This window comes from Pseudomonas sp. AKS31 (genome assembly GCF_023634765.1).
In the GTDB taxonomy this organism is placed as follows: Bacteria; Pseudomonadota; Gammaproteobacteria; order Pseudomonadales; family Pseudomonadaceae; genus Aquipseudomonas.
This window is the reverse complement of the sequence record NZ_JAMLFX010000002.1, coordinates 381,835-397,891: the sequence shown is the minus strand read 5'-3', so window position 1 is coordinate 397,891 and position 16,057 is coordinate 381,835. Positions and strand designations below refer to the sequence as shown.

The 16,057-nt window shown below is 59.4% G+C and carries 17 protein-coding genes; 10 read left to right on the top strand and 7 right to left on the bottom strand.

All coding sequences use genetic code 11. The features are described 5' to 3' along the window. Window positions 1-50 precede the first annotated feature (50 nt). The 5 genes from M9827_RS07850 to M9827_RS07830 form a co-directional block, all read right to left on the bottom strand. Complete coding sequence (locus M9827_RS07850) at window positions 51-407, bottom strand: DUF6124 family protein (RefSeq protein WP_250604847.1); 357 nt, start codon at window positions 405-407, stop codon at window positions 51-53. Between the two features lie 119 nt (window positions 408-526). Further along, on the bottom strand, window positions 527-892 hold the full coding sequence (locus M9827_RS07845) for a DUF6124 family protein (RefSeq protein WP_250604845.1): 366 nt from the start codon (window positions 890-892) through the stop codon (window positions 527-529). Between the two features lie 595 nt (window positions 893-1,487). After that, entirely contained in the window at window positions 1,488-2,513 is a 1,026-nt protein-coding gene (gene souR, locus M9827_RS07840; RefSeq protein ID WP_250604843.1) for a transcriptional regulator SouR, read from the bottom strand. A 125-nt stretch (window positions 2,514-2,638) separates the two neighbouring features. After that, window positions 2,639-3,793 (bottom strand): radical SAM/SPASM domain-containing protein, encoded by a 1,155-nt coding sequence (locus M9827_RS07835; RefSeq protein ID WP_250604842.1) that lies wholly within the window; start codon window positions 3,791-3,793, stop codon window positions 2,639-2,641. A 130-nt stretch (window positions 3,794-3,923) separates the two neighbouring features. Then, window positions 3,924-4,817 carry a LysR family transcriptional regulator gene (locus tag M9827_RS07830; RefSeq protein WP_250604840.1) on the bottom strand — a complete coding sequence of 298 codons (894 nt, stop codon included), beginning with the start codon at window positions 4,815-4,817 and terminating at the stop codon, window positions 3,924-3,926. A 115-nt stretch (window positions 4,818-4,932) separates the two neighbouring features. On the opposite strand from M9827_RS07830, the gene M9827_RS07825 reads away from it, so the two are divergent. The 10 genes from M9827_RS07825 (at window position 4,933) to M9827_RS07780 (ending at window position 13,060) form a co-directional block, all read left to right on the top strand. Then, on the top strand, window positions 4,933-5,334 hold the full coding sequence (locus M9827_RS07825) for a RidA family protein (RefSeq protein WP_250604838.1): 402 nt from the start codon (window positions 4,933-4,935) through the stop codon (window positions 5,332-5,334). Between the two features lie 73 nt (window positions 5,335-5,407). After that, the gene (locus M9827_RS07820; protein WP_250604836.1) at window positions 5,408-5,965 is read left to right on the top strand and encodes a helix-turn-helix domain-containing protein; all 558 of its coding nucleotides are present in this window, start codon (window positions 5,408-5,410) and stop codon (window positions 5,963-5,965) included. 75 nt (window positions 5,966-6,040) lie between these two features. Next, a complete protein-coding gene (locus M9827_RS07815; RefSeq protein WP_250604834.1) occupies window positions 6,041-6,631 on the top strand; it encodes an HD domain-containing protein in 591 nt (196 codons plus the stop codon). 139 nt (window positions 6,632-6,770) lie between these two features. Further along, on the top strand, window positions 6,771-7,490 hold the full coding sequence (locus tag M9827_RS07810; RefSeq protein WP_250604832.1) for an SDR family oxidoreductase: 720 nt from the start codon (window positions 6,771-6,773) through the stop codon (window positions 7,488-7,490). 128 nt (window positions 7,491-7,618) lie between these two features. Further along, the gene (locus M9827_RS07805) at window positions 7,619-8,482 is read left to right on the top strand and encodes a putative selenate ABC transporter substrate-binding protein (RefSeq protein WP_250604830.1); all 864 of its coding nucleotides are present in this window, start codon (window positions 7,619-7,621) and stop codon (window positions 8,480-8,482) included. Then, window positions 8,479-9,276: a phosphonate ABC transporter ATP-binding protein gene (locus M9827_RS07800; RefSeq protein ID WP_250604828.1), complete on the top strand. Its 798-nt coding sequence runs from the start codon at window positions 8,479-8,481 to the stop codon at window positions 9,274-9,276. The genes M9827_RS07805 and M9827_RS07800 overlap by 4 nt, the downstream gene beginning before the upstream one ends. Then, window positions 9,270-10,094 carry a PhnE/PtxC family ABC transporter permease gene (locus M9827_RS07795; RefSeq protein ID WP_250604826.1) on the top strand — a complete coding sequence of 275 codons (825 nt, stop codon included), beginning with the start codon at window positions 9,270-9,272 and terminating at the stop codon, window positions 10,092-10,094. Before M9827_RS07800 ends, M9827_RS07795 begins: the two co-directional genes overlap by 7 nt. Then, window positions 10,091-10,858, top strand: a complete 768-nt coding sequence (gene phnE, locus M9827_RS07790; protein WP_250604824.1) for a phosphonate ABC transporter, permease protein PhnE — start codon at window positions 10,091-10,093, stop codon at window positions 10,856-10,858. Before M9827_RS07795 ends, phnE begins: the two co-directional genes overlap by 4 nt. A gap of 188 nt (window positions 10,859-11,046) precedes the next feature. Then, on the top strand, window positions 11,047-12,726 hold the full coding sequence (locus M9827_RS07785) for an MFS transporter (RefSeq protein ID WP_250604822.1): 1,680 nt from the start codon (window positions 11,047-11,049) through the stop codon (window positions 12,724-12,726). Window positions 12,727-12,844: 118 nt separating this feature from the next. After that, on the top strand, window positions 12,845-13,060 hold the full coding sequence (locus tag M9827_RS07780; protein WP_250604820.1) for a hypothetical protein: 216 nt from the start codon (window positions 12,845-12,847) through the stop codon (window positions 13,058-13,060). A 185-nt stretch (window positions 13,061-13,245) separates the two neighbouring features. Here the strand turns inward: M9827_RS07780 and M9827_RS07775 are convergent, their stop codons facing one another. Together M9827_RS07775 and M9827_RS07770 are read right to left on the bottom strand one after the other, a co-directional pair. Continuing rightward, window positions 13,246-14,016, bottom strand: a complete 771-nt coding sequence (locus tag M9827_RS07775) for a DUF72 domain-containing protein (protein WP_250605462.1) — start codon at window positions 14,014-14,016, stop codon at window positions 13,246-13,248. A gap of 88 nt (window positions 14,017-14,104) precedes the next feature. Then, complete coding sequence (locus tag M9827_RS07770; RefSeq protein ID WP_250604818.1) at window positions 14,105-15,892, bottom strand: thiamine pyrophosphate-requiring protein; 1,788 nt, start codon at window positions 15,890-15,892, stop codon at window positions 14,105-14,107. Window positions 15,893-16,057 lie beyond the last annotated feature (165 nt).

The window sequence follows — 16,057 nt, the reverse complement described above, 5'->3', positions numbered from 1 at the left end:
AAAAAGCAGCCAGCCGCGATGGCTGACCGCTTGATCATTGAGGTGCGTGATTATTCAGTTGGCACAACGAGATCCAACGCTTTGTTCACCGCCAACTCCCCCAACATGACCACTTGCGCAATGCCCAACAGGGTATGGCGGTTTGATCCCTCCAGCACGCCAGCAAAATTGCCGAGCATGACCGAGGCGGACGCCAAAGATCCGCAAGCGTTGGTCAGCAACTCCTCGGTGTCTGCTTGCGGGTTGGCCATGAACAGCGCGTTGGGCGTGTAGGCTGTGGCCATGACCGCAGCAGGCAACAGGTAATGGTCGAGTGCACGTTCTGCCGCTTCGTGGAGCTTTCTTGAATTGGGTGATGCGTACGGCGACACCAGATCTGTGACCGGTGGTTCGGGTGGCTGGGACATCAGTTGAAACTCCAGACAAGAACCGCGTCAGGTTCTTTGATAGAAGGCGTGAAGCGTCGCGTTCGCGGACGCTTCTGTGCAAATGAGGGGGCGCGCGCCCTCACCTATCTGCATCGCTACTACTGCGGCAAACGCTGGTTATCCAGAACTCGGCCGACCACCAGCTCGCTGAGCATGATCACCTGTTGCAGGATCAGCATCTTTTTGCGCTGTGAAGGGTCGATCGAATCAGCCAGATCTCGGGCCATGTCATTGGCGCAGGACAAGGTTTCAGTGGCTTCGACGAGCAGGGTTTCGTTGTCCACCGACGGGTCGATCAGGTAGATTTTGCCGGTTTTGCGGGTGGGTATTGAGGTCTTCAGCGCGGAAGGGTTGAGGTAGAAATTGATCGCGCGGTCGGTGGCCTCTTTGATGTTTTGAGGTTCGAGCGCGGCGTCGTAGGGGATTGGATCGGTTGCTGGCGGGTTTGGCGTAATTTTGAACATAGATGACACTCGCTTAACAAAAAAATAAGGAGCCATCACTCACGCTACCAAACGAGGTGGTGACCATTGCGCAGGTTGGTAGACCGGTCTAAGCGAGTAAACCCCGGCGCTCCCGAAGGAGCCCCACGCATGGCCACCATATAAAACCGAGCCCCAAAAAGAGACTGCATATAGCGGCGCATAACGCTTAGAAAACGGGCTACCAAACCCGATCACTGTTTTGCAGTGACAGGGAAACGATACAGCCCGCCTCAAGGCGCGTAAGCCGGCGGATTCTGGCGTACGCGTAGGTAACGGCGCAAGGTGTTGTAGCCGTTATGGCGTAACAGTGCGTGTAGGTTAAACGTATGTTAGTGCTGGTGTTTAAAAGCCCCTCACCCTAGCCCTCTCCCAGAGGTAGAGGGAACTGACCGTGGTGTTTGGGCGAGGTACGCCGACGTGAGGTATCGCGGTGAATTCTGGTGACGAAGCGGTTAGTGCTGCAAATTCCCTCACCCTGGCCCTCTCCCAGAGGGAGAGGGAATTTACCGTGGTGTTTGGGGGTGGTACGCCGACGTGGGATATCGAGGTGAATTCAGGTGGGTGATGGCTGGGGTTATTTGACCAGCCGTTTTTCTTTGGAAGGTCTGTAGCCGAAATATGAGCTGTAGCATTTGCTGAAATGACTCGGCGAGACGAACCCGCAAGCCACCAGCACTTCCACCTGCGACAGCTCGGTGTGCTGCAGCAAGCGTCGCGCTTCAGTGATGCGCAGTTCCAGGTAATAGCGCTGTGGCGTGGTGCCGAGTTGTTCCTTGAACAAGCGCTCCAACTGGCGGCGAGAGCGCCCGGCGTACACCGCCAATTGCTCCAGCTCCAGCGGCTCCTCCAGATTGGCGTCCATCAGCTTCACCACTTCACGCAGCGGCGCACTGACGCAGAGGTTTTCATCCGGTTTGATCCGCCGGTAGCGCGATTCCTCGAACGCGAGGATGTCTTCGATACCCTCGACCAAGGCTTTGCCGTGCAAGCCCTTGATCCAGTCCAGCGCCATATGAAAAGCGCCGGACGGACTCGACGCCGTGAGACGATCGCGATCAATCACATAGGGTTCGCTGCTGACATGGGTAGCTTTGGCAATCTCGGTCAGCGCCGGGCGATGCTCCGGGTGGATCGCGCAGCGATAGCCATCGAGCAACCCGGCGCGGCCGAGAAACCACGAGCCATTCCATAACCCGGCGAGCGAGATGCCGCGCTCCGCTGCCGATCTGAGCAAGCCGATGAACTCATCACTCGCGCGCAATTCGGTGCGATAACCACCGCACACCACCAGCAGATCCAGCTCCTGAAGTGCCGCCGAATCCAGACGTGCATCGGGCCGGATCACCAGGCCCAAGTCACTGATGACTTCGCCGTCGCCCAGGCCAAACGTGCGCGACGAAAACAATCCCGGGCGCAACAGATTGGTGGTGACAACGGTGTCCAGCGCCTGGGTGAAGGCCGGCAGTGAAAAGTGTTCGAGCAGCAGAAAACCGGTGCGGGTCATGCGCGAGTCATCCGCGCCTTGCTCGTTCAGATAGCGGAGGTTTTTCCCCTTCATGCCTCCGCTGAATTGGCGTCGTTCGATCAAGTTCGGGTCCATCGGTGTGTTGTTATGCGCCGATAGTTGGCTTTGTCCGTCAAAGAGTCAATCACGCCAGCGGTGGATGGCGGGTGACGCAGTGACCTGCGCCACCACTGGGCGATGGCAGCGATCCGAACCCTGCCTCAAACAGCCGAGAAAAACCCGGCCCCCAAACGCCCCTCAAGACGCCCACACAACACGTAGTGCTGATAGCCGCTGGAGAAAGCCCCCTGGGAGATCGCAATCCTGACATCGTCATTCAATCGAAGGTACTGGGCTTCATCAAAGTTTTCTGCGCTGACTTCGCCGGCACGCCCGAGCCGCTCGCTGTCCACGGTGAGACCCTGGCTGGCGAAGTGCTCGAAATCGATGATGCGATTCACCGCGTGCCGTTCCAACACACCCTGATTGGGATGCATCGAGTAGATATGCAGGCCTTTATTGGCGCAGCGGTCGCACATGTCGACACAGTTTTTCTGCGTCGATTTACGCCGCGTCAGCTCTTCAAGCGGCATGTCGAGGTACTTGCCAACCTGATACTCGGTCTGATTGAAGATCGTGCAGCAAAGCACCGTGTTGCCATTGCAGTCGATAACCAGCCAGTCATCCTTGAGCGTGCACGCCATCTTGGGAAATTGCTGGATAACGTTGACGAGATCGTCGTACGGCGGCAGTGCGAGGCGCTTGAGGGTGTCAAGGTCCGTAGCCGTGACAGACGGGTCACGCTCGACAATGGCCAGTGTCTTCTCCAGCGGCATCATCACCGAGTACCCGGTGGTGAAGATGAAGCCAAGACGCTCACTGAACTCGCGCATCAGTGATTCTTCTTCGATGTTATCCAGGTAGCGGTGATAGTAAACATCCACACGGGTTCTCAGACCCAGGCGTTGTTTGATCTCGTGCAGGGCAATCATGTTTTGTTTTACAACTTCGATATCGCCGCCGACATGGCCCTTTTCGTAGGTCTCCTGGTAAAAACCCGAGAGCGAAATACGGAAGTAACTTGGCTCGGCCATCAAGGCCTTTTCCATATTCTTGGCGAGATTAAGGTTGGTGCTGATGCCGCTGCCCATGCCGGCAGCGTTAATGATCTCGATAAATTCGCCAATTTTTGGATGAATCAGCGGCTCGGTCCAGTTATAGAGGTAGATGGTGTCGACGCCCTCTGTCTTGGCCTTATCGACAATCTGCTTGAACATGTCGAGCTGCATGGCTTTTTTGAAATTGAGATTTTCCGAGTTGCCCATTGGGCAAGACGGGCAGCTCAGATTGCACGCACCGACGATATCGATGTACATATTCATGCGGGTGAAGCTCCTTGACTTGAAAGCCACGCATCTCATCACTGCAGTCTTTCAAGTCGCCTGATTGTGTTGGTTTTTTGACGGCACTGGCACACCGGCTAGCAATAACTGCACCACAATGCTGTTACGCCATTAACTCAACGACCCAATCGATGAACACGCGCAGCTTGAGGCTGACATGTCGATTGGGTGGGTAGGCCAGATAGAGCGGCATCGGCTCGAGCTGCCAGTCTTCAAACAACGGCACCAACTCGCCGCGTGTCACATGCTCTTCAGACATGTATGTGGGCAACCACAGCACGCCCATCCCCGCCAGACCTGCCGCGAGATAGGCATTGCCGTCATCGACCGCCAGCACGTGACGCCCTTTGATTTGCAGGTTTTCACTGGCGTTGTGCAAGGCATACGGCACCGGTTTGCCGGTGCGTGCCCAGAGAAAACCGACCACGCGATGGTGGCTGTCTTCCAGGTCTCTCGGGTGCGCGGGAATGCCAGCGCGCGCCAGATATTGCGGTGCAGCAAACACTCCCAACTGAAGATCAGCGACCTTGCGTGCCATCAACGACAAGTCCATGAGTTCGCCCCCGCGCACCACGCAATCGACGTTCTCATCAATGATGTCGACGATGCGGTCACTGACGCCCATGTCGATCTGGATATCCGGATAGCGCGCGTGAAACTCGGGCAGCGCCGGCACCAGAATCAGCCGCGCGAACGGGCTCGGGACGTCCACGCGCAGCCGGCCCGAAGGTGATGCCGCCGCGCCGGGCAGGCTGGTTTCGGCATCATCGAGGTCGGCGAGCAAGCGGATCACGCGTTGGTAATACACCGCGCCATCAGCGGTGACGTTGACCTTGCGCGTGGTGCGATTGAGCAACTTGACCCGCAGGCGCGCCTCCAGTTGCTGAACCAGTTGGGTCACCGTGGTCTTGCTCATGTGCAGGGTTTCGGCGGCTTTGGTGAAACTACCGGCCTCGACCACCCGGGCAAAGGCCTGCATTGCGTCAAAACGGTCCAAGGTGCGCCCTCGATTGTTTGGATTTCACAAACAGTGAACGCCAAGCTTGCGCGTTTATCGCTGGCCTGCAAATACCTACAGTGGCTCCATCAACTCAAATGAAGGAGACACTTCCATGACTCAGCGCGATGTTGTTTTTCCATCCGCACGCCGCACGCTTTACGAACGCCACCGTTACTCGCCCGCCATTCGTTCCAACGGTTTTCTGTTTGTCTCGGGACAGGTCGGCAGCACCGAGGACGGCACGCCAGAGCCGGACCTGAAAAACCAGGTGCGTCAGGCGTTCACTAACCTCAATGCAATCCTGGAAGAGGCCGGTGCCAGCTTCGATGACGTGGTTGATGTCACCGTATTCATCGTTGATCCCCAGTCGAAATTCGAGACGATCTGGAATGTGGTGCTGACCGAGTTCTGGGGCGAGGCGCCGCATCCGACCGTGACGGCGGTTGGCGTGACGTGGCTGTATGAGTTTGATTTCGAGATCAAGGTGATTGCCAGGTTGCCTGAGGCGGCCTGATCGTCAGATCGATTTGCAGCAAGGGTCGGCAGTCTTCAGACTGGCGGCCCTTTAGTCTTTTCCGACAGCCGTCATGTCAGTTTCATTGCTCAAACCTGCCCTCCCCGGCATCGCCCTGCGTCGTTGGCGCTTGCTGCATCGCGTCAAGCAAAGCCACGCCGCGCAGATGTTCAACGTCACCCAATCGACCATTTCCCGCTGGGAAAGCGGCGTGCTGGCGCTGGATCCGGCTGCGCATCTACAGCTTGAGCAACTGTTGGCCGCGCGCCTCGACACGGCGGCCGATCAGGCTCTCGCCCGGTTGGTGTGCGAAAGCGCACGACCGGTTCATCTGGTCTGCGACCTGACCCACCGTTTGCTGGCCTGTTCCTCGGCCCGCGCCGCGCAGTTCGCCAGCCCGCTGAGCGAATTGCTCGGACAATCTCTATGGCGCTTCGTGACGCCGGAAATCGCCAGCAACGAACGGGCGCTCGACACACTGGGCTGGCGCGAATTGCAGGCACCTCCGGCGCTGGAATTTGTCACCGGCAGCAACGACTCAGACCTCGTGCCGATCCGCCAGAGCCTGTGCCGCTGGACCCGCATTCCACTCTCCGACGGCACTGCCGCGCGGCTGGTCGAGACGCTCTGAACGCATATTTTATGCGTGGACGCTCAACCGCATCGGCCCTAGGCTTGCTGCTCGGCTCCACCACCGGGCAAGTTCATGGACCTCGAAAAAATCAGCGCACGCCTCGAATTCCTGCGTGAAGCAGAAAAGCTCAAGGACGTTCTCAGAAGCGCACACACATCCAGTGGGCGCACCGAAAGCACCGCCGAACACAGCTGGCGCCTGTGCCTGATGGCGATTGTCTTCGCCGATGAGCTGGCCGGGCTCGACCTGCTCAAAGTGCTGAAGATGTGCGTGATTCACGACTTGGGCGAAGCGATCAACGGCGACATCCCGGCGGTCGATCAGGCCACGTTCCCCGATAAGGGCGAACAAGAGCGCAACGACCTTCTGCTGCTCACCCGCGCGCTCGATAACCCCCTGAGAAACGACATTCTCGCGTTGTGGGACGACTACGAAAACGCCCGGTCGGCCGAAGCCAAAGCGGTCAAGGCACTGGACAAACTTGAGACTCTGCTGCAACACAATCAAGGCCAGAACCCGGCCGATTTCGACTACCGCTTCAATCTGACTTACGGCAAGAAGCACACCAGTGCCGCACCGATTTTCGCCGCACTGCGCGCACTCATCGATCACGACACTCAAGAAAGAATCGACATGAACCTGACCTTGCAACGAACTCAGTGACGACATCGACACCATCGCGCAACAGCTGTTGTCACCCTGGTCGCTCGTAAATATCCGGACACACCCAAGCGTTTGCCATTTCATAGGTCGTCTGTTTGCATGCTCTGCGAAATCAGCATTCAGATCAGGGAGACGATCGATGAATATTTTGGTGGTGGGTGCCAGCAAAGGTTTGGGCAGGGCTTTGATCGAAGGTTTGGGCAACGCGGGAGACACGCTGACCGGCGTTTCCCGTTCACGCCCCGAGGGATTGATAGCGGTTGCCGAGCGATCTGTACGCTGGGTGGAGGCCGATCTAAGGGATTCTGCTAGTGCTGCGCATGCTATCGAGCAAGCCGTCGCGGACGACGGGCTGGATACGCTGATCTACAACCTCGGCATCTGGGAAGAATTGGCCTTCGATCCGGCCTATGACTTTCTCGACAGCCCGGACGACGAAGTACAAGCCATTGTCAGTTGCAACATCACCTCGACTATTTTACTGATCAAGCGCCTGCTCCCTTTGCTGCTGAACAGTACCCACCCCAGAATCATCCTCACCGGATCGACTTCAGGCCTGCCGCAAAGCGGGCGTCCGGAAGTCGCCTTCGGCGCCTCCAAATTCGCCCTGCGCGGGATTGCCGATACGCTGCGCGAAGGCTACCGACAGCAGCGTCTGGCGGTGACTTGCCTGAATCTGGGGTATCTCAACACCGAGGATCGGCTGAGCACGCCGCGAGATCTGGCTGCGCAGCGTGGCGAGGGTCAGTTGATTCCAGTTCACGATGTCGTTCAGGTTGTGCGCATGATTCTGAGTCTGTCTTCGGCCAGCTATGTCAAGGAACTCACCCTGCCGGCAATACTCGACGAACGCTTTTGACCGTTCCTGCCCTGATGGCACTGGCCTTTACGCGTGCGAATACGTATAACCTCGCCGATTCGTCTACCCTCACGTAGCGCCCTGGTTCAGCTCTTCACACTTTTGACGCTCACGAAACGGAGAATTCCATGCTCAAACGAACACTGGCACTGACCGCCGGCCTGGCCCTGTCCTTTTCTGCATTCATGGCCCAGGCGGCCGACGTTTTGCGCGTCAGCGCGATTCCCGATGAAGCCCCGACCGAGCTGCTGCGCAAGTTCGAACCGCTGGGGGCTTATCTGGAACAGCAATTGGGCATGAAGGTGCAGTTCGTGCCGGTGGCCGACTATCCGGCGGTGGTTGAAGCTCTCGCGACTGATCGCCTCGATATGGCCTGGCTTGGCGGCTTCACGTTCGTGCAGGCGCGCTTGAAGACCGATGCGACCACGCCGGTCATTCCGTTGGTGCAGCGGGAACAGGACGCGCAGTTCACCAGTAAATTCATCACCGCCGACCCGAATGTGCATAGCCTCGCCGACCTGAAGGGCAAGACCTTCGCTTTCGGTTCGGTGTCGTCGACTTCCGGCAGCCTGATGCCGCGATACTTCATGTTGAAAAACGACGGAATCAAGCCTGAAGGTTATTTCAGCCGTGTCGCCTACTCCGGCGCCCACGATGCCACTGTGGCCTGGGTGCAGGCCGGCAAGGTCGATGCCGGTGTGCTGAACGCCAGTGTCTGGCAGAAACTGGTCGATGCCGGCAAGGTCGACACCAACAAGGTCAAAGTCTTCGCCACCACCCCGACCTACTTCGATTACAACTGGACCGTGCGCGGCACCCTCGAACCGGCACTGGCCGCGAAGATCAAGAAAGCCTTCCTTGATCTGGACCCGGCCAACCCTGAGCAGAAGAAGATTCTTGATCTGCAAGCGGCCAGCCGCTTCATCGACACCAAGCCCGAGAACTACAAGGGCATCGAGGAAGCCGCCCGCGCTGCCGAACTGCTGAAATGACCCTACGCCTCAATCAGGGCAACCTGCGCCACGCCAATGGAGTCGACGCCCTGCGCGGTGTCGATTTGCAGATTGGCGTCGGCGAACAGGTCGCGATCATTGGACCGTCCGGGGCCGGCAAGTCGAGTTTGCTCAACCTGCTGGCCACCGCCCTGCGGCCCAGCAGCGGAGAGATTGAAGTGCTGGGCGAACGTGCCTGGCACTTGTCGGCCCGCCAACGCCAGCGTCTGCGCGCGCGGATCGGTCTGGTGCATCAAGCGCCGCCGCTGCCGCCGCGTCAGCGTGTGGTGACGGCGGTATTGGCCGGCAAGCTCGGCCAGTGGAGCTTGGGTAAAAGTCTCTTGAACCTGTTGCACCCACTGGATGTGGCCGGTGCCCGCGCGGCGTTGGCGCGACTGGATCTGGGCGACAAGCTGTTTGCGCATTGCCAGCAATTGTCTGGCGGCCAGTTGCAACGCGTCGGCATTGCCCGTGTGTTGTATCAGGCGCCGGAAATCCTCTTGGCTGACGAACCGGTGTCGGCAATGGATCCGGTCATGGCCGGGCACACACTGTCGATCCTCTCGCGGCATGCCCGCGAGCACAACGTCACACTGGTGGCGAGCTTGCATGCGGTGGATCTGGCGCTTTCGCACTTCCCACGGATCATCGGTCTGCGCGACGGGCAGATTCTGTTCGACAGCCCTTCCGGTCAAGTCAGCCACGCGATGCTCGACGCGCTGTACGCCAACGAAAAACTGCAATCACCGACCGCTGCGGTGGCGCCTTTGACTGTGCAGATTCCACGATGCTGAAGGCGGATTCACGAGACCCCGCGGCATGGCCACGGCTGCTGCTGACGTTGCTGGCGATTGCGTTGCTGTGGCCGGGCATTCAGCTCAGCGAGTTGAACCTGGGGGTGTTACTCCCGGACAGCCAGAATGAAATGGGCCGTTTTGTCGCGCAGTTCTGGCCTCCTGCGCACGACGAAGCGTTTCTGCAGCTATTGCTCAAAGCCACCCTGCAAACCCTGGCCATCGCCACCGCCGGCATGGCTTTGGCGCTGGTGTTGGCGATACCGGCGGGCCTGGTTGCCAGTCGTTCGCTGTCGCTGTCCGCCGCTTCACGCGGTGGCGTGCCCAGTCGATTGGGCCGTCTGTTGCGCTGGCCGGTGCGCGGCTTGCTGATTTTTTTGCGCAGCGTGCCGGAAATCGTCTGGGCGCTGTTGTTTGTCCGCGCTGTCGGATTGGGCCCGGCGGCCGGTGTGCTGGCGATCGCAATCACTTACAGCGGCATGCTCGGCAAGGTCTACGCGGAGATTTTCGAATCGACCGATCAGCGTCCGGCGCACGCGCTGTTGCAGGCTGGCAGTGGAAGGCTGGCAGCGTTTGCTTACGGCACGTTGCCCAACGTCGCGTCAGACCTGCTCTCGTACACGGTCTATCGCTGGGAATGCGCAATCCGCGCCTCGGTGGTGATGGGGTTTGTCGGCGCCGGCGGTCTCGGTCAGCAGATCGACCTGTCGATCCGCATGTTCGCTGGCGGTGAAGTCGCCAGTATTCTGCTGTGCTTCCTGGTGCTGGTTCTGGCCGCCGACCAACTCAGCCGCGTGCTGCGCTGGAGGCTGACATGAACCGTCTGATCAACCTGTTGCTGATCGCTGGTATCGCGTTGGCGGTCATCGCGTCCTTCGCTTATCTGGGACTGGATCTCGGCGAACTGGGCAGCGCCACCAGCCTCAAGCAGATGGGCGCGTATGTGCAGCGTTTTCTCAGCCCGGATCTGAGCGCGGATTATCTTAAAGCAATCTTGCACGGGTCGATGGAAACCCTGGCCATGTCGGCGCTCGGCACCCTGCTCGCCGCCGTGTTCGGCATTGTGCTCGCCCTGCCTGCCGCCGGGCGTTTCGGCTGGCCACTGCAAAGTGCTTCGCGCCTGCTGCTTAATGCCTTGCGGGCAATACCGGAACTGGTCTGGGCCGCGCTGATGGTACTTGCCGCTGGCCTCGGCCCGAACGCCGGCACCCTCGCCCTCGCCCTGCACACCACTGGCGTGCTCGGTCGATTGTTCGCCGAAGCACTGGAAAATACCCCGCCACAACCGGCCGAAGCCATTCGCTTGCAGGGCGGCAACCCGATTCTGGCCTTCTGCTACGGCACCCTTCCGAACCTTGCGCCACAACTGCTCGCCTACGTTCTGTACCGCTGGGAAAACAACATCCGCATGGCCAGCGTGCTCGGTTTTGTCGGTGCCGGCGGGCTTGGGCAGATGCTTTATGTGAGCCTGAGCCTGTTTCAGGAAGCCCAGGCCAGCACAGTGATTCTGGCCATGTTGGTGCTGGTGTTTGTGGTCGACTGGTTGAGCGCCTGGAGCCGCCAGCGCTGGGTGAAGGCCTAGTACGCAGGCGTGCGAGTGGATATCTGACAAAAGCTGATTATGCTTCAGGAAAACTTGCAGCAATGCGAGGCGGTCAGACTGTGCAGGTTTCACGCGGGAGCAATGGCAGCATTTGCCACAAGGCCAGAGTGCGACAAGCAGTAACGGGGGACTCCGGCCTACAACAATAAGCACGACGGAGAACACCCATGGCCACAATCGACACAGCATCCACCGGCAGTCCACCGCGCAGCGGCGGCATCACCAAGGAGGAGCGCAAGGTTATCTTCGCTTCATCCTTGGGCACGGTTTTCGAGTGGTACGATTTTTATCTCTACGGCTCACTGGCGGCGATCATCGCCAAGCACTTCTTCGCTGGCGTTAACGAAACCACCGCGTTTATCTTCGCCCTCCTCGCCTTCGCCGCCGGGTTTGCGGTGCGGCCGTTCGGAGCGATTGTGTTCGGCCGGCTCGGCGACATGATCGGGCGCAAACACACCTTCCTCATCACCATCGTCATCATGGGCGTCTCCACCGCGATTGTCGGCATATTGCCCGGTTACGCGACCATCGGTGTCGCTGCCCCGGTCATTCTCATTACCCTGCGCTTGTTGCAAGGCTTGGCGCTGGGTGGCGAGTATGGCGGCGCCGCGACCTACGTGGCCGAACACGCGCCGCGCAACAAACGCGGCTTCTTCACTTCATGGATTCAAACCACCGCGACCCTCGGCCTGTTTATGTCGCTGCTGGTGATCCTCGCCTGTCGCACCGCGCTGGGCACTGAAGCCTTCGAAGCCTGGGGCTGGCGGATTCCGTTTCTGCTGTCGATCCTGCTGCTGATCGTCTCGGTGTACATCCGCCTGCAATTGAGCGAGTCGCCGGTGTTCCAGAAAATGAAGGCTGAAGGCAAAGCGTCGAAAGCGCCGCTGACCGAATCCTTCGCGCGCTGGGACAACCTCAAAGTGGTGATCATGTCGTTGCTCGGCGGTACGGCCGGGCAAGCGGTGGTCTGGTACACCGGGCAGTTCTATGCGTTGTTTTTCCTGCTGCAGACATTGAAGATCGACCCGCAGACCGCCAATCTGTTGATTGCCGGATCACTGTTGATCGGCACGCCGTTCTTCGTGATCTTCGGCAGCCTCTCCGACCGCATCGGGCGCAAGCCGATCATCATGGCCGGGTGCATTCTGGCCGCGTTGACCTACTTCCCGATCTTCCACGCGCTGACCCAGTACGGTAACCCTGACGTGTTTGTCGCCCAGGAGAAGAACCCGGTCAAAGTGATCGCCAACCCGGATCAGTGCTCGTTCCAGTTCGACCCGGTGGGCAAGGCCAAATTCACCAGCTCCTGCGACCTGGCGAAGACCCTGCTGGCAAAACGGGCGATCCCGTATGAAAACGTGATTGCAGAGCCGGGCACCGTCGCGCAAGTGCGCATCGGCGACAAAGTGGTCGAAAGTTTCGAAGGCAGCGCCCTGCCAGCCGCCGACTTCAAGACCCGTAACGATGCGTTTACTGCAACCCTCGGCACCGCGCTCAAGGAGGCCGGTTATCCGGAGAAAGCCGACCCGGCGAAAACCAATTACCCGATGGTGCTGCTCCTGCTGACCGTGCTGGTGATCTACGTGACCATGGTCTACGGCCCGATCGCGGCGTGGCTGGTCGAGCTGTTCCCGACCCGCATCCGCTACACCTCGATGTCGCTGCCGTATCACATCGGTAACGGCTGGTTCGGCGGTTTCCTGCCGACGGTGGCTTTTGCCATGGTCGCCGCGACCGGGGATATCTACTACGGCTTGTGGTACCCGATCGTGATTGCGGTGATGACAGCGGTACTCGGCACGTTCTTCCTGCCGGAAACCAAGGATCGCGACATTCTCAAGGATTGAAAACCGTCAGCGCGCCCTCTCCACCGCGGGAGGGCGCCATTCGGCACAACCCGGCAAAAATATCGAACGCCTGCCGCACTGCCTGCCTCCAATGTTTACACCACTGGAGGTCACCAACATGAACAGCGACGATAAAACCCCGAACGCCCCACCCACCGACACGTCCGGCGAACCGGTGAATGTGGTCGAGCGCGATCTTGAAGACCGAGACGAAGACACCGAAGCCGTGGACGAGGTGATCACGCCTTCATCCACCCGCGTGAAGGAACAGGACGCCGAGACGCTACAGCGCAAGATCGATGAGATAGAGCGCAAAGTGGCCGATGGTAATTAGTGTTTTGCAGGCGATCGCAACAGCCTGCTGGATCTACCCCCTCACCCCAGCCCTCTCCCCCAAGGGGGCGAGGGGGAAAGGGAGCCGATTTGTGTGCTTTTCAAATCTTGCGTTCAACTCGGTATTTCAAGTCGGCGTTACTTGCACAAACACCTCGGTCAGTCCCCTCTCCCCCTGGGAGAGGGCTAGGGTGAGGGCTTCTTCGCCAGATTGAGTTTCACGGCCGCACATATCTGCTCCCATTCGGCCGTCAGTGTGGCCAGCGCCAAGGCATTGCCCAGTGCTGCGCCACTGGCAGTGTTGTCGAAAATGCACCAGGTCGCCGCACCTGCTGCAGCCACTGATTGCAAGGCTTGTACGAGACTTTGCAGGTAAGGAGAATCGTAGGCGCTGTGGTAAATGCGCGGTGCGCCGTGCAGACGCCAGTAACGGATTCCCGCCCAGCCACTGGGCGCTGCATCACTGCTGATGCGCGAGGGATCGACGACCGCTTGGGCGATCTGACAAGTCTTCAATATTGGCTCAGCGCTGACCCACGATTCATGCCGTGGCTCAAGCACCACAGGGCCAGAGAAGCGCTGACGCAATATCACGAAGAAGGCTTCGGCGATGGCTTCGTTGTACGCCAGTGATGGCGGCAATTGCACAAGCAAGCAGCCGAGGCGCTCGCCCAGACCACCGCATTCAGTCAGAAACTTGTCCAGCGCTGACTCGCACCCCGCAAGGCGCAATTCATGGGTGATGTGTTTGGGCATTTTCACCGAAAAGCGAAAGGTCTCCGGTACACCGTCGGCCCAACGTTCGTAGGTTTGCCGGCGATGGGGACGGTAGAACGAGCTATTGATTTCCGCGCAGTTGAGGCGCGCGGCATAGCGCTGCAAGTGCGAGCCTTCCACCGCAAATGCCGGCCAATGCTCGCGACCCAGACTCCAGCCTGCACAGCCAATGAAAATCAAAAACACACCTCCTCACCTGTAGGCGCAGATCGTTCGGTGATCGTTCCCTCGTTCCGCGTGGGAACGATCAAACCTGTGTGCTAATCGGTTATTTTTTTCCGGGCAACACCGCGCCGAGCACCTGCTTGGCGGTTTGCACGATTACCCCGGCCTCATCCGGATCGCCCTTGAGCAGCGTCGTGGCGAATTTCTTCGCCTGCTCAAGCTTGATGTGCGGCGGCAAGGGTGGCACGTTCGGGTCGGTCTTGAACTCGATCACCACCGGCACTTCCGAGGCCAATGCCTTTTCCCAGGCTGCGGCAACGTCTTCTTCGCGATCGACAAAAATGCCTTTCAGGCCAATGGAAATGGCGAACAAGTGATAAGGCACGTCCGGGATACTTTGCGAGGCTTCGAACTTCGGATCGCCCTCCATCACCCGCTGCTCCCACGTGACCTGATTAAGATCCTCGTTGTTGAACACCGCGCAGATCCATTTCGGACTCGCCCATTGCCGCCAGTATTTGGCGACGGTGATCAGTTCGGCCATGTTGTTCATCTGCATCGCGCCATCACCCACCAGCGCAATCACCGAACGCTCGGGATAAGCAAACTTGGCGGCAATCGCGTAAGGCACAGCGGCGCCCATGGACGCCAGACCACCGGACAGCGAGCACTGCATGCCACGGCGGATTTTCAGGTCACGGGCAAACCAGTTGGCGCAGGAGCCGGAGTCGCTGGTGATGATGGCCTCATCGGGCAAGCGCGGCGACAACTCGTACACCACCCGTTGCGGGTTCACCGGATCAGCCTTGGCCATGGCGCGTCTTTCCAGGGTTTTCTCCCAGCTACCGCGCCAGCCTTCGACTTTCTTGCGCCACTTGTTGGAGGTTTTCTGTTCGAGCAGCGGCAATAACGCGGCGAGGGTTTCTGCCGAGTCGCCGACCAGATTGACCTCCATCGGGTAACGCAGGCTGAGCATGTCGGGCTGCAAATCGATCTGCACGCCACGCGCCTGGCCTTCCTTGGGCAGAAACTCCGAATACGGAAACCCCGAGCCGATCATCAGCAAGGTGTCGCATTCGCTCATCAGTTTATAGCTCGGCTCGGTGCCGAGCAGGCCGATGCTGCCGGTGACCCAAGGCAGATCGTCCGGCAACACGGCTTTGCCCAGGAGCGCCTTGGCGACCCCGGCGCCGAGTTTTTCCGCCACCGCGATGACTTGATCGGTCGCCTGCAAAGCCCCCGCACCAACCAGAATCGCGACCTTCTCTCCGGCGTTCAAAACCTCGGCGGCGCGCTGCAGATCCTCGTCATAAGGCAGCACTTTGGGTTTGGTGTAACCCACCCCGGAATGCGCGGTGCCATGGGCGCGCGCCGGAGCTTCGTATTTCAGCTCCTGCAAATCGTTGGGCAGAATCAGCGCGGTGACCCGGCGCTCACCCACCGCCGTGCGCACCGCACGATCGAGCAAATGCCGTACCTGCGAAGGCGCCGACGCCTGCTGCACAAATGCCCCGGCGACATCCTTGAACATCGACACCAGATCCAGCTCTTGCTGATAGTGACTGCCCAGCGCCGTGCGTGCCTGCTGACCGACGATGGCCAACACCGGCATGTGGTCCATGCGCGCGTCATAGAGGCCGGTAATCAGGTGCGAGGCGCCCGGGCCGGAGGTGGCGATGCACACACCTAACTCGCCGGTGAACTTGGCATGTGCCGAGGCCATGAACGCGGCCATTTCTTCATGCCGGGCCTGGACGAACTCGATCTTTCCGTTGGCCCGACTGAGCGCGCCGAACACGCCGTTGATACCGTCGCCCGGATAACCAAAAATCCGCGTGACGCCCCATTGGCTGAGCCGCTCAACCAGAAAATCTCCCACTGTCATCGTCATCTCGATCCTCGTCTTTCTCCGCTGTATGGAGCTGCCCCGGCAGAACATCCGTCGGGCACTGTTAGGGTCTGGACACTGGGTACGTTGGCGAAGTTTCGATGGATTTCCCTGAGCCGGTTCTTGTTTGCGAACCAGACTGTCAGGACAGCACAAGACCTCGCGGTC

What these genes read in the sequence shown, in the direction of transcription:
- M9827_RS07800 (WP_250604828.1), top strand. Translation starts at nt 8,479, where the DNA reads ATGACCCTACGCCTCAATCAGGGCAACCTGCGCCACGCCAATGGAGTC.
- M9827_RS07845 (WP_250604845.1), bottom strand. Translation starts at nt 892, where the DNA reads ATGTTCAAAATTACGCCAAACCCGCCAGCAACCGATCCAATCCCCTAC.
- M9827_RS07795 (WP_250604826.1), top strand. Translation starts at nt 9,270, where the DNA reads ATGCTGAAGGCGGATTCACGAGACCCCGCGGCATGGCCACGGCTGCTG.
- souR (WP_250604843.1), bottom strand. Translation starts at nt 2,513, where the DNA reads ATGGACCCGAACTTGATCGAACGACGCCAATTCAGCGGAGGCATGAAG.
- M9827_RS07805 (WP_250604830.1), top strand. Translation starts at nt 7,619, where the DNA reads ATGCTCAAACGAACACTGGCACTGACCGCCGGCCTGGCCCTGTCCTTT.
- M9827_RS07810 (WP_250604832.1), top strand. Translation starts at nt 6,771, where the DNA reads ATGAATATTTTGGTGGTGGGTGCCAGCAAAGGTTTGGGCAGGGCTTTG.
- M9827_RS07815 (WP_250604834.1), top strand. Translation starts at nt 6,041, where the DNA reads ATGGACCTCGAAAAAATCAGCGCACGCCTCGAATTCCTGCGTGAAGCA.
- M9827_RS07780 (WP_250604820.1), top strand. Translation starts at nt 12,845, where the DNA reads ATGAACAGCGACGATAAAACCCCGAACGCCCCACCCACCGACACGTCC.
- M9827_RS07770 (WP_250604818.1), bottom strand. Translation starts at nt 15,892, where the DNA reads ATGACGATGACAGTGGGAGATTTTCTGGTTGAGCGGCTCAGCCAATGG.
- M9827_RS07785 (WP_250604822.1), top strand. Translation starts at nt 11,047, where the DNA reads ATGGCCACAATCGACACAGCATCCACCGGCAGTCCACCGCGCAGCGGC.
- M9827_RS07825 (WP_250604838.1), top strand. Translation starts at nt 4,933, where the DNA reads ATGACTCAGCGCGATGTTGTTTTTCCATCCGCACGCCGCACGCTTTAC.
- M9827_RS07850 (WP_250604847.1), bottom strand. Translation starts at nt 407, where the DNA reads ATGTCCCAGCCACCCGAACCACCGGTCACAGATCTGGTGTCGCCGTAC.
- phnE (WP_250604824.1), top strand. Translation starts at nt 10,091, where the DNA reads ATGAACCGTCTGATCAACCTGTTGCTGATCGCTGGTATCGCGTTGGCG.
- M9827_RS07820 (WP_250604836.1), top strand. Translation starts at nt 5,408, where the DNA reads ATGTCAGTTTCATTGCTCAAACCTGCCCTCCCCGGCATCGCCCTGCGT.
- M9827_RS07835 (WP_250604842.1), bottom strand. Translation starts at nt 3,793, where the DNA reads ATGTACATCGATATCGTCGGTGCGTGCAATCTGAGCTGCCCGTCTTGC.